The organism is Streptomyces sp. NBC_01012 (assembly GCF_045162755.1).
GTDB lineage: Bacteria > Actinomycetota > Actinomycetes > Streptomycetales > Streptomycetaceae > Streptomyces.
In genome coordinates this window covers 7,261,521-7,273,637 of sequence record NZ_CP108688.1, presented here as the reverse complement: position 1 = coordinate 7,273,637, position 12,117 = coordinate 7,261,521, and the positions used below count along the sequence as shown (strand labels likewise).

13 protein-coding genes are annotated in these 12,117 nt (G+C 71.7%); 3 read left to right on the top strand and 10 right to left on the bottom strand.

The window, feature by feature from the left end:
• Positions 1–27: 27 nt before the first annotated feature.
• Entirely contained in the window at positions 28–708 is a 681-nt protein-coding gene (locus tag OG623_RS32455) for an MBL fold metallo-hydrolase (protein ID WP_406151168.1), read from the top strand.
• 18 nt (positions 709–726) lie between these two features.
• Here the strand turns inward: OG623_RS32455 and OG623_RS32450 are convergent, their stop codons facing one another.
• Positions 727–1,770 (bottom strand): NUDIX domain-containing protein, encoded by a 1,044-nt coding sequence (locus OG623_RS32450; RefSeq protein ID WP_406151167.1) that lies wholly within the window; start codon positions 1,768–1,770, stop codon positions 727–729.
• A 121-nt stretch (positions 1,771–1,891) separates the two neighbouring features.
• On the bottom strand, positions 1,892–2,860 hold the full coding sequence (locus OG623_RS32445) for an ROK family protein (RefSeq protein WP_406151166.1): 969 nt from the start codon (positions 2,858–2,860) through the stop codon (positions 1,892–1,894).
• Between the two features lie 183 nt (positions 2,861–3,043).
• Between OG623_RS32445 and OG623_RS32440 the strand changes: the two genes are divergently transcribed.
• Positions 3,044–4,072 carry a LacI family DNA-binding transcriptional regulator gene (locus OG623_RS32440; protein ID WP_406151165.1) on the top strand — a complete coding sequence of 343 codons (1,029 nt, stop codon included), beginning with the start codon at positions 3,044–3,046 and terminating at the stop codon, positions 4,070–4,072.
• A 30-nt stretch (positions 4,073–4,102) separates the two neighbouring features.
• Here OG623_RS32440 and OG623_RS32435 read toward each other — a convergent pair whose 3' ends face one another.
• The 5 genes from OG623_RS32435 to OG623_RS32415 all read right to left on the bottom strand — a co-directional run bounded on the left by OG623_RS32435 (position 4,103) and on the right by OG623_RS32415 (position 8,607).
• Entirely contained in the window at positions 4,103–5,401 is a 1,299-nt protein-coding gene (locus tag OG623_RS32435; protein ID WP_406151164.1) for a DUF6986 family protein, read from the bottom strand.
• Between the two features lie 168 nt (positions 5,402–5,569).
• Positions 5,570–6,532, bottom strand: a complete 963-nt coding sequence (locus OG623_RS32430; protein WP_406151163.1) for an electron transfer flavoprotein subunit alpha/FixB family protein — start codon at positions 6,530–6,532, stop codon at positions 5,570–5,572.
• Positions 6,533–6,589: 57 nt separating this feature from the next.
• Entirely contained in the window at positions 6,590–7,375 is a 786-nt protein-coding gene (locus OG623_RS32425; protein ID WP_406151162.1) for an electron transfer flavoprotein subunit beta/FixA family protein, read from the bottom strand.
• A 199-nt stretch (positions 7,376–7,574) separates the two neighbouring features.
• A complete protein-coding gene (locus OG623_RS32420; protein ID WP_406151161.1) occupies positions 7,575–8,084 on the bottom strand; it encodes a flavin reductase family protein in 510 nt (169 codons plus the stop codon).
• A 196-nt stretch (positions 8,085–8,280) separates the two neighbouring features.
• A complete protein-coding gene (locus tag OG623_RS32415; RefSeq protein ID WP_406151160.1) occupies positions 8,281–8,607 on the bottom strand; it encodes a TlpA family protein disulfide reductase in 327 nt (108 codons plus the stop codon).
• A gap of 220 nt (positions 8,608–8,827) precedes the next feature.
• Here OG623_RS32415 and OG623_RS32410 point away from each other — a divergent pair, with 220 nt between their 5' ends.
• A complete protein-coding gene (locus tag OG623_RS32410; RefSeq protein WP_406151159.1) occupies positions 8,828–9,550 on the top strand; it encodes a lysophospholipid acyltransferase family protein in 723 nt (240 codons plus the stop codon).
• 46 nt (positions 9,551–9,596) lie between these two features.
• On the opposite strand, the gene OG623_RS32405 is transcribed toward OG623_RS32410, so the two are convergent.
• The 3 genes from OG623_RS32405 to OG623_RS32395 all read right to left on the bottom strand — a co-directional run bounded on the left by OG623_RS32405 (position 9,597) and on the right by OG623_RS32395 (position 12,104).
• Complete coding sequence (locus OG623_RS32405; protein WP_406151158.1) at positions 9,597–10,196, bottom strand: transglutaminase family protein; 600 nt, start codon at positions 10,194–10,196, stop codon at positions 9,597–9,599.
• Between the two features lie 82 nt (positions 10,197–10,278).
• Positions 10,279–11,361 carry a threonine aldolase family protein gene (locus OG623_RS32400; RefSeq protein ID WP_406151157.1) on the bottom strand — a complete coding sequence of 361 codons (1,083 nt, stop codon included), beginning with the start codon at positions 11,359–11,361 and terminating at the stop codon, positions 10,279–10,281.
• Complete coding sequence (locus OG623_RS32395) at positions 11,340–12,104, bottom strand: SDR family NAD(P)-dependent oxidoreductase (protein ID WP_406151156.1); 765 nt, start codon at positions 12,102–12,104, stop codon at positions 11,340–11,342. Before OG623_RS32395 ends, OG623_RS32400 begins: the two co-directional genes overlap by 22 nt.
• Between the last annotated feature and the right edge of the window lie 13 nt (positions 12,105–12,117).

Here is a 12,117-nt window from a genome sequence, read left to right as displayed (position 1 = left end):
GGGGCCCGCTCTCCGTACGTTCGCCGTATGGACACCATCGAGGTACTCCCGCGGCTGCACATGTTCCGTTTCCCGATCGGCCAGGCCTACCTCTGGCGTGACGGCACGGACCTCACCCTGATCGACGCCGGGGACCGGCAGGCGGCGGCCGCCATCGCGGACGGGGTGCGCGGGCTGGGCCTCGACCCGGCCGCGATCAGGCGGATCGTCCTCACCCACGGCCACCGCGACCACTGCGGCGCCGCACAGGAGCTCGCCGACGCGTACGGCGCGCAGATCCTGGCACACGCCCTGGACGCCCCGGTCGTCCGGGGCGACGAGCCCGTGCCCGAGCCCGTCCTGCACGACTGGGAACGCCCTCTGTACGCCCGGGGGCTGACCCTTCCCGAGGCGCCGCCCACCCGGGTCGACGGTGAGCCGGCGGACGGCGACGAGCTGCCGTTCGGGGGCGGCGCCCGGGTGGTCCACTCCCCCGGGCACACCCCGGGCTCCATCGCCATCCATCTGCCCCGGCACAAGGTGCTCTTCACCGGCGACGCCGTGGCAGGCGTGGGCCGGGTGAGCCTGGGCGTGTTCAACACGGACCAGGCGCAGGCCATGGCGTCCTTCCGCCGGCTCGCCGCCCTCGGCCCCGATGTCGCCTGCTTCGGCCATGGCGATCCGCTCACCGTCGGCACGGCGGCCGCGCTGCGGGCCGCCTCGGAGTGAACGGCGGCCCGCAGGACGCTACGGACCGCCCATGGGCACCCCGGCCTCCAGATTGAGCACGGTGGACCGCTCACGGGCGCGCAGGGCCCAGCGGAGCCGCTCGTAGCGGGTCGGCGGGAGCAGACCGGCGGCCTCCTCCTCGGTGACGAACCGCCAGCCGCGCAGTTCCGAGCCCGGCAGCAGCAGCCGCGCGGCGTTCTCGCCGCGCAGCCGGCCGCCGTCGAAGAGGAAGCGCAGCCCTCCGTACGCGGGGGGCCTCGGCGCCTCCCAGTCGACCACCAGGAGCTCCGGCACCGTGTCAAGGCACAGCCCGAGCTCCTCCGCGACCTCCCGTATCCCCGCCTGGGCGGGGGCTTCCCCGTGCTCCACCACACCGCCGGGGAACTCCCAGCCCGGCTTGTAGGTGGGGTCGACGAGCAGCACCCGGTCCTGCTCGTCGAAGAGCAGCACCCCGGAGGCGACGGTCTCGGCACGCGGCGCGGGGGTCTGGACTATCCCGCACTCCCTGGCCTCCCCGGTGCGCAGCGCCTCGGCTATCCGCTCGGCCGTCTCGTACGGGGTGAGCGCGCTGGTGTCGATCGTGTGGGCGTCGGCCGTGATCCAGCCGAGCGCGGCCCGGTAGGGCTCGATGTGCTCGTAGGCCCACTGCCTGACGCGCTCGCTGTGTCCGGGGTCGTCGGCGAAGTCCTCGCGCTCGGCGATCCGCTTCCGCAGGATCGTTTCCTCAGGTGAGAGCAGTACATGACGCACCGGTATACGCCGGGAGGCGAGTCCCCCGAAGATCTCGTCGCGGTACTCCTGCCTCAGCAGCGTCATCGGCACCACCAGCACACCGGAGAGTTCGGCGAGCAGCGCGGCCGCCGTGTCGACCACCAGACGCCGCCATATCGGCAGGTCCTGGAAGTCGGTGACCTCGGCGAGTCTCTTCTGCGGCAGCAGCCGGCGCAGCCCTCCTCCGGTCAGCCCGGGGTCGTAGAGGGTGCTGTTCGGGATCAGATCGATCAGTTCGCACGCGGCGCTGGTCTTGCCCGCACTGAACGCGCCGTTCAGCCAGACGATCACGGGTCCCCCTCTTCCGTAGCCCCCTGTGGCTTGCCCGCAACACCCCGCTCCGGAAACCCCGCCGGAGCGATGTGCTTGCCCCGGCGCGGGGCGCGGGCGCCGGGGCGGGCCCCGACGGAGGCTACGGGGTGGCTGCCGCGCGCACGCCGTTCGAAGCGCCGGGACGGAGCGTCGATGCCGCGGCCGCCGCGCCCACCAGGCCCGCGTCGGTGCCCATCACCGCGGCTGTCACGGTGAGGCCCTGGACGAAGGAGAGCGTGGCGTAGTCGCGCAGGGAGCCGCGCAGCGGGGCGAGGAGCACCTCACCCGCACCGGCGACTCCTCCCCCGATCACGGCGATGTCGATGTCCGTCAGGGTCGCGGTGGCGGCGATCCCGGCGGCGAGCGCCTGGGCGGCCCGCTCGAAGGAGGCCGTCGCGACCGGGTCCCCGGCCTGCGCGGCGGCGGCCACCGCAGCGGCCGTGGCGTCTCCGTCCGGGCCGGGGCGCCAGCCGTTCTCCAGGGCTCGCCGCGCGATGTTCGGTCCGCTGGCGAGGCGTTCCACACAGCCGCGCGCACCGCAGGGGCAGAGGTCCCCGTCCAGGTCGACGCTGATGTGGCCGATGTGGCCGGCGTTGCCCGAGGGGCCCGGGTGCAGCTTTCCGCCGAGTACGAGACCGCCGCCGACGCCCGTGGACACGACCAGGCACAGGGCGTTGTCATACCCCCGCGCGGCGCCCAGCCAGTGCTCGGCCGCCGTCATCGCGACCCCGTCACCGACGAGGGTGACCGGCAGGCCACCGGTCGCCGCGGCCACCCGGTCCACCAGCGGGAAGCCGCGCCAGCCCGGGACGTTGACCGGGCTGACCGTGCCGGCCGAGGCGTCCACGGGCCCCGCGCTGCCGATACCGACCGCCCTGGCCCTGTGCCACAGCGGGGAGGCGGCGAGCTCCGCCAGGACGTCACTCACCGCGCCCATCACGGCCTCGGCACCCTCGCGGGCCGGCGTGGGGCGCTGCGCCCGTACGAGAAGGGAACCACCGCCGTCCACCAACGCCCCGGCGATCTTGGTACCGCCGATGTCGAGCGCGGCGACGAGGTCGGTATGCATCGGTGTGGACTCTCCGGAGGGGTGAGGCGCAGGACCTGCGACTTCAATCAGATGTTCCTCCCAGTCTCCATTCTCTTGACAACGTTGTCCAGGGCCTATGCTCGACGCCACAGCATCCGGCCCCCTCCCGGCACCCCCGAGAGAGGCCGGAATCGCCCGTTCCCGACGACAGGACAGCGCACCGTGGCCGAGACCGCCCGCCATTCCGAGTCCCGCTACGGCAACAGGCCGACCATGAAGGACGTGGCAGCCCGTGCCGGAGTAGGTCTCAAGACGGTCTCCCGCGTGGTGAACAGCGAGCCCGGAGTCACGCCCGACACCGAACGCCGCGTCCAGGAGGCCATCGAGGCCCTCGGATTCCGCCGCAACGACAGCGCGCGTGTCCTGCGCAAGGGCCGCACCGCCTCGATCGGCCTCGTACTGGAGGACCTCGCGGACCCGTTCTACGGCCCGCTGAGCCGCGCCGTGGAGGAGGTGGCCCGCTCCCACGGCGCGCTGCTGATCAACGGTTCGAGCGCCGAGGACCCGGAGCGCGAGCAGGAGCTGGTCCTCGCGCTCTGCGCCCGCCGGGTGGACGGGCTGATCGTGATCCCGGCCGGTGACGACCACCGCTATCTGGAGCCGGAGATGAAGGCGGGCATCGCCACCGTGTTCGTCGACCGCCCGGCGGGCCGGGTCGACGCGGACATGGTCCTGTCGGACAGCTTCGGAGGAGCGCGCGCGGGCGTCGCCCATCTGGTCGCGCACGGCCACCGCAGGATCGGCTTCATCGGCGACCAGCCGCGCATCCACACCGCGACGGAGCGACTGCGTGGCTACCACACGGCCCTGACCGACGCGGGGATCCAGGTCCAGGACCCCTGGGTCTCTCTCGGCCCGACCGATCCGGCACGGGTGAGGGCGGCCGTCGAGGCCATGCTGACCGGACCGGATCCGGTGACCGCGCTCTTCGCCGGCAACAACCGGGTGACGGTCACCGCCGTCCGGGTCCTCGCAGAGCACGAACGCCGGGTCGCCCTGGTCGGTTTCGACGACATCGAGCTGGCCGATCTGCTCGGCATCACCGTGATCTCGCAGGACGCCGCCGCGGTCGGCCGCACCGCGGCGGAACACCTGTTCCGCCGCCTCGACGGCGCCGCTCACGCCCCTGCCAGGGTGGAGCTCCCCACCCGGCTCATCGCGCGCGGTTCGGGGGAGCTCCCGCCCGGGTGAGCGCGCCGTACGCCCCCGCGCGCCGTACGCCTACGGCGCCGTCACGGTCAGCGCGCCGCGGCGGGGTGAGGCGAAGGCGTCGAGGTCGGCACGGGTGAGGCCGGTGAGCTCGGCGACCTCCGCGGTGTCCAGGGCGCCGCAGTCGATGCCGCGCAGCAGATAGCCGCTGAGCGCCTTCGCGGTGGCGGGCTCGTCCATGACGTCCCCGCCGGCCTTGGCCACATAGGCGGCGAGCCGGGACGCGGCCTGGCCGAGACCCTTGCGGTAGAAGGTGTAGACGGCGGCGTAGCGGGTGGGCAGATGGCCCGGGTGCATGTCCCAGCCCTGGTAGTAGGCGCGGGCCAGGGCGCGGCGCGTGAGGCCGTGGTGCAGGCGCCAGGCGTCGTGGACCTGCTGGGTGGGGCCGACCGGGAGCACATTGGTGGAGCCGTCGCAGACCCGCACCCCGGTGCCCGCGGCGGCCACCTGCATGACCGCCTTGGCGTGGTCGGCTGCCGGGTGGTCGCTCGCCTGGTAGGCGGGACTGACGCCGACACAGGCGCTGTAGTCGAAGGTCCCGTAGTGCAGACCGGTCGCCCGGCCCCTGGCTGCGTCGATCATGCGGGCCACCGCGGCGGTGCCGTCGGCCGCCAGGATGGACTGGCTGGTCTCGATCTGGATCTCGAAGCCGAGGCGGCCCGGGGGCAGACCATGGGTCTCCTCGAACGCTTCGAGCAGCCGCACGAAGGCGGTGACCTGTTCGGGGTATGTCACCTTGGGCAGCGTCAGGACGAGCCCGTCGGGCAGCCCTCCGGCCCGCAGCAGGCCGGTGAGGAAGATGTCCGTGGTGCGGATGCCCCGGTCGCGCACGGCGGCCTCCATGCACTTCATCCGGATGCCCATGTACGGCGCGGCCGTACCGTCCGCATACGCCTCGGCGACCAGACGTGCCGCGCGGGCGGCGGCCTCGTCCTCCTCGGCGTCGGGGCGCGGCCCGTAGCCGTCCTCGAAGTCGATGCGCAGGTCTTCCACCGGTTCGCGCTCCAGCTTGGCGCGTACGCGGTCGTGCACGGGCTCCGCGAGCTCCTGCGGGATACCGAGGACCGAGGCGAGCGCTGCGGCATCGGGTGCGTGCTCGTCGAGCGCCGCCAGCGCCTGGTCGCCCCAGGTGCGGAGCGTCGTGGGGGCGAAGGCGTCGGCCGGGACGTAGACGGTGTGGACGGGCTGGCGGGTGCCGGGGTCGCCCGGGTAACGGCGGGCGAGTTCGGCGTCCACCGACGCGAGGGAGGCGCCGATCTCCTGGCCGACCGCACCGGCGAGGCTCGTCGCCACCTTCTCCTGCTGACCCATGACCGCACCCTCCACCGCTACTATTTCCGCTTCCTGGAAGCTTTAATCCGCATAGTGAAGTTATAAGTCTCCGCCGTCCGCGTCAATGGTGATCGGAAACAGCCCGGGGCCGCGCGGTGAGAACACCACGCGGCCCCGGGCCTTCGTACGGGCGGAACTCCTGCCGGGTCAGCCCTTGCGGGTCTTGACCTCGTCGGTGAGCTGCGGGACGACATTGAAGAGGTCGCCGACGACGCCGTAGTCGACGAGGTCGAAGATCGGGGCCTCGGCGTCCTTGTTGACCGCGACGATGGTCTTCGAGGTCTGCATGCCGGCCCGGTGCTGGATCGCGCCCGAGATGCCGGAGGCGATGTACAGCTGCGGGGAGACCGACTTGCCGGTCTGACCGACCTGGTTGGTGTGCGGGTACCAGCCGGCGTCGACCGCGGCACGCGAGGCGCCGACGGCCGCGCCGAGGGAGTCGGCGAGCGCCTCGATGATGCCGAAGTTCTCCGCGCCGTTGACGCCACGGCCGCCGGAGACGACGATCGCGGCCTCGGTCAGCTCCGGACGCCCGGTCGACTCACGCGGGGTGCGCGAGAGGACCTTGGTGCCGGTGGCCGCCTCCGAGAAGGAGACGGTGAGGGCCTCGACGGCCCCCGCGGCCGGGGCGGCCTCGACGGCGGCCGAGTTCGGCTTGACCGTGATGACCGGAGTGCCCTTGGAGACACGGGACTTGGTGGTGTACGAAGCGGCGAACGCGGACTGCGTGGCGACCGTGCCCTGGTCACCGGCCTCCAGGTCGACGGCGTCGGTGATGATGCCGGAACCGATACGGAGCGCGAGGCGGGCCGCGATCTCCTTGCCCTCGGCCGACGAGGGCAGCAGCACGGCGGCCGGGGACACCGCGTCGTACGCGGCCTGCAGGGCGTCCACCTTCGGTACGACGAGGTAGTCGGCGAACTCCGGTGCGTCGGCGGTGAGTACCTTGACCGCGCCGTGCTCGGCGAGCTTGGCGGCGGTGTCGGCGGCGCCGTTGCCGAGCGCGACGGCGACCGGCTCGCCGACCCGGCGGGCGAGCGTCAGCAGCTCCAGGGTGGGCTTGCGGACGGCACCGTCCACGTGGTCGACATAGACGAGAACTTCAGCCATGGGACTTCAATCTCCTGCGTGCGAAAGAGGCGGGGCGGCGATGGGAACGGGCGGGGCTCAGATGAACTTCTGGCCGGCAAGGAACTCAGCCAGCTGCTTGCCGCCCTCGCCCTCGTCCTTGACGATCGTGCCCGCCGTGCGTGCGGGGCGCTCGTCCGCGGAGTCGACCGCGGTCCAGGATCCGCCCAGGCCGACCTCGTCCGCCTCGATCTCCAGGTCCTCGAGGTCCAGGGACTCGACCGGCTTCTTCTTCGCCGCCATGATGCCCTTGAACGACGGGTAGCGGGCCTCGCCCGACTGGTCGGTCACCGACGCCACGGCCGGCAGGGACGCCTCAAGCTGCTCGGTCGCGGAGTCACCGTCGCGGCGGCCCTTGACCTTGCCGTCCTCGACCGAGATCTCGGAGAGCAGCGTGACCTGCGGGACGCCGAGGCGCTCCGCGAGCAGCGCCGGAAGCACACCCATGGTGCCGTCGGTCGACGCCATGCCGCAGATGACCAGGTCGTAACCGGTCTTCTCGACGGCCTTGGCCAGGACCAGGGAGGTGCCCATGACATCGGTGCCGTGCAGGTCGTCGTCCTCGACGTGGACGGCCTTGTCGGCGCCCATCGACAGCGCCTTGCGCAGCGCGTCCTTGGCGTCCTCGGGGCCCACCGTGAGCACGGTGATCTCCGCGTCGTCCGCCTCGTCGGCGATCTGCAGCGCCTGCTCGACCGCGTACTCGTCGAGCTCCGACAGCAGACCGTCGACGTCGTCACGGTCCAGGGTCAGGTCATCGGCGAAATGCCGGTCGCCGGTGGCGTCGGGCACGTACTTCACACAGACAACGATCCTCAAGCTCACGCCGGCTCTCCTACTGCATCGTCATTTCTGGGCTGCCTTGTGCACGCAGCATAGGCGCCTTATCGGGCGGTTTCCGGCCGGGGCGACCCGGCTCCGCTCAAATATTACTCGCCAGTACATCCAGTTCTTTACCCATGAGCAAGCGCTTGGAACTGTGATGTAGCCAACGAGGTCGCTTCCGCCGCCGCCCCGCTCGCCCTCAGTCTCGCAGAGCCGTGAAACGGCCTTGGTGATAGACCAGCGGCCTGCCGCCCTCCGAGGGGTCCCCGGCCACGACCTCGGCGATCACGATGCGATGGTCCCCCGCCGGAATCCGGGCCACCACCCGGCCCACCAGCCAGGCCACCACTCCCCCGAGCACCGGGACCCCCTCGGGGCCGCTGCGCCAGTCGGTGGCCGGGCCGAAACGGTCGGCACCGGTGCGGGCGAACGTCGCGGCGAGGTCCTGCTGGGCCTCGCCGAGTATGTGCACGCCCACGTGCTCCGTCCCGGAGACCACGGGCCAGCTGGAGGAGGAGGTGCCGACCCCGAAGGAGACCAGGGGCGGCTCCGCGGCGACGGAGCTGAGGGAGGTCGCGGTGAAACCGACCGGGCCCGCCGCGCCCGCCGCGGTGATCACGGCGACGCCGGCGGCGTGCTGCCGGAAGACCGAGCGCAGGAGTTCGGGGGCAGCCGTCCGGGTGCTGTCGAGATCGAGCGATGCCGTCATGGGGAGATCCTTCTGCGAGGGGGCGTAGGGGTCCGTGGGTTCGTCAGACACCCGGACACCGCGCGCTCGCGTGGCGCGCGAGGTCGATGTGGACCCGGCCGAAGAGCAGAGGTTCAGGCGGCATAGCGTCAGAGTGACGATGCGTGTTGTACACAGTCAAGTGCGTCCCGCCATGTGGGAGATACGTCACGGACCGTCACATTGCCTCCCCCAGCGCGGCGACGACGTCCGCCGTGCGCGGTGCACCTGCCGCCCGGCGCACGACCCGGCCCGTCGCGTCGAGCACCAGCACCGTGGGCGTACGGCTGATCCCGAGGCTGCGTACGAGCGTGAGATGCGCCTCGGCGTCGATCTCGACGTGGGCGACGCCCTCCACCATCCCGGCCACCTCGGAGAGGGTGCGCCTGGTGGCGCGGCACGGCTGGCAGAACGCGGTCGAGAACTGCACCAGGGTGGCCCGATCCCCCAGCTCCGCGCCGAGTTGAGCCGCGTCCAGCGTCCCCGCGGTCGTCCGTCCGTCCATCCCGGGCCTCCCTGCCAGAGCTCTACGCAAAGGGTCAGCACCCTGCGGCCGCATTACATTCCCGGAGGATTCACGTGACGAGAATCTCCCGCGCCGGGCCCTTTGGGGCTGGCCACGGCGTCGCACATGGGGCACGATCGCCCCAATGCCGAAAACCTACGGCTGCGTAACTTCCGCCGGGAGAACCCTCCCCAGGCACTGAAGAAGGGTCTTCATCCAGATGGCAGAACTCGTCTATCGACCGGTCATCGGCGCCGCTCGCACCCTGTTCAAGGCGCTCGACCTGAAGATCGACACCCAGGGTTCGGAGCACATCCCGAAGGCCGGTGGCGCGGTTCTGGTCAGCAATCACATCAGCTATCTGGACTTCATCTTCACCGGGCTGGGCGCCCTGCCGCAGAAGCGGCTGGTGCGCTTCATGGCGAAGGAGTCGGTCTTCCGGCACAAGGTCTCAGGACCGCTGATGCGCGGCATGAAGCACATTCCCGTCGACCGCAACCAGGGCGAGGACGCCTACGCGCACGCGCTCGCGTCCCTGCGCGCGGGCGAGATCGTCGGCGTGTTCCCGGAAGCCACCATCTCGCAGTCGTTCACGCTGAAGAGCTTCAAGTCCGGCGCCGCACGGCTCGCCCAGGAGGCGGGCGTACCGCTGATCCCGATGGCGCTGTGGGGCACCCAACGGCTGTGGACCAAGGGGCGTCCGCGCAATTTCCGGCGCAGCCACATCCCGGTCACGCTCCGCGTGGGCGAGGCCGTGGAGGCCCCCACCGACCAGTACGCGGGAGCCATCACCCGCCGACTGCGCGAGCGCGTCCAGGAGCTCCTGGAGGCCGCGCAGCGCGCCTACCCGGTACGCCCCAAGGACGCGGCCGACACCTGGTGGGTCCCGGCCCACCTGGGCGGCACGGCCCCCACCCCGGCCGAAGCCCGCGACCACAGCTGACGGCACCACGCCGCCGCCCGCGCCCCGCCCCGCGCGCGGGGCGGGGTCAGAGGGTCGTGGGGAGGGTTCGGTCCAGGTGGTTGCGGTCGGGCGCCGTTCGCAGTGCCTGGAGGACTGCCGGGTGGGGGGTGTCGTGGATCAGCGGGTGGTCCGTCTCGCCGGCCTCCGGCCTCGGCACGAAGGCGAGGTGCTCCTCATCCGCGGAGAAGCGCGTGTCGATCCCGCCCACGTTTCCGCGCGGATCCTGCCGGACCCATCGGTCCCACCCGGGAAGACGCACCGCGACCAGACCGTGCACGACGAGGCCGGCGCCGTCGCTCCCGCCGAGGCGCTGGTAGCAGAAGCCTGCGGGGATGCCCGCGGCCCTCAACAGCGCGGCCAGGGCGTGTGACTTGGCGTAGCAGATGCCGGTGCGGGCGGCCAGGACGTCGGAGGCGCGCCAGGTGACCCGGGGGTCTCCCACGTCCGTCGAGTGCGGGATGGTGTCGCGTACGAACGCGAAGGCGTCGGATGCGTATGTGTATGCGTCGGCCGTCCCGGCGCCCAGACGCTCGGACGCCTCCCGCACGAGCGGGTGGCCATGGTCGATGACCTCGTCCTCGGCCAGATAAGCGGAGAGTTCCGAGGCGCTCTGGATCAGCTTCATGCCGGGCGAGCGTAGCCATGCGGCCGACCGGATGCAATGCATTTACGGCCGACCGCATGGGTATGCATCGTCGTATGCGGCGCTACTGCCGTGCCATCTCTTCCTTGAGCGCCAGCACGAAGGCGTCCACGTCGTCCTCGCGGGTGTCGAAGGCGCACATCCAGCGGACGTCTCCGGCCTTCTCGTCCCAGAAGTAGAACCGGAACCGCTTCTGCAGCCGCTCGGTGACCTCGTGCGGCAGCCGCGCGAAGACGGCGTTGGCCTGCACGGGGTGGAGGATCTCCACCCCGTCCACCGCCCTGACGCCCTCGGCGAGCCGCTGGGCCATGGCGTTGGCGTGGCGTGCGTTGCGCAGCCAGAGGTCCTTCGCGAGCAGCGCCTCCAGCTGGACCGAGACGAAGCGCATCTTGGAGGCGAGCTGCATCGACAGCTTGCGCAGATGCTTCATGGCCCGTACGGAGTCCGGGTTCAGGACGACGACGGCCTCGCCGAAGAGCGCACCGTTCTTGGTGCCTCCGAAGGACAGGACGTCGACACCGACCGTGTTGGTGAACGTGCGCATCGGCACGTCCAGCGAGGCCGCGGCGTTGGCTATGCGGGCGCCGTCGAGATGCACCTTCATGCCCCGCGCGTGGGCGTGCTCGCAGATGGCGCGGATCTCGTCCGGCGTGTAGACGGTGCCGAGCTCGGTGTTCTGGGTGATCGAGACGACCTGCGGCATCGCCCGGTGCTCGTCGTCCCAGCCGTACGCCTCGCGGTCGATGAGCTCGGGTGTGAGCTTGCCGTCCGGGGTCGGCACGGTGAGCAGCTTCAGCCCGCCCACCCGCTCCGGCGCCCCGCCCTCGTCCACGTTGATGTGCGCGGACTCGGCGCAGATCACCGCACCCCAGCGGTCCGTCAGCGACTGGAGGGCCACGACGTTGGCCCCCGTGCCGTTGAAGACCGGGAAGGCTTCGGCGGTGGGGCCGAAGTGGCTGTGCATGATCCGCTGGAGGTGCCCGGTGTAGTCGTCCTCACCGTAGGCGACCTGATGGCCGCCGTTGGCGAGGGCGATGGCCTCGAGGACCTCCGGGTGCACACCCGCGTAGTTGTCACTGGCGAAACCGCGGACCTGCGGATCGTGGTGACGTCGCGCATCGGTCCTTACGGTTGCGGGGTCAGCCACAGACGCTTTCCGTTCACTTCTCCGGCGGGCATGTCCCAGACTCCGGCGATGGCCTCGGCCAGCTCCTTGACGTCCGTGAAACCCGCGAACTTCGCATTCGGGCGCTCGGCGCGCATCGCGTCGTGCACCAGTGCCTTGACGACCAGGATCGCAGCAGCCGACGTCGGGCCGCCGTCGCCCCCCGCCTTGCGGAAGGCGTCGGCCAGGGCGAGCGTCCAGGCCTCGGCCGCCGCCTTGGACGCGGAGTAGGCCGCGTTGCCCGCGGTGGGGTTGCTGGCTCCGGCCGCGCTGACCAGCAGGTACCGGCCCCGGTCGCTGCGCTGGAGGACCTCGTGGAAGGCGAGCGAGGTGGACTGGACCGTGCGGATCAGCAGCTTCTCCAGGAAGTCCCAGTCGGCCAGGCTGGTGTCCGCGAAGCCGGCGCCGCCGCGCCAGCCGCCGACGAGGTGGACCAGACCGTCGACACGGCCGAATTCCTTCTCCGTCTTGAGGGCCCATTCCCGCGCGGCTCCGGGATCGAGAAGGTCCACCGTGTCACCGGTGACGGTCGCCCCGCCGTGCGCGTAGCGCGCGGCGTCGACCGCTTCCACCAGCCGCTCGGGGTGGGAGTCGGACGCGACCACGGTCGCTCCCGCCTCCGCGAGCCTGAGCAGGACGGCGCGTCCCGCCGGCCCCGCCGCTCCGGCCACCGCGACCACCGCGCCCTCGAGCACGCCGTTGTCGGCCCCGCCTGTTCCGTTCATCGCCACCGCCTCC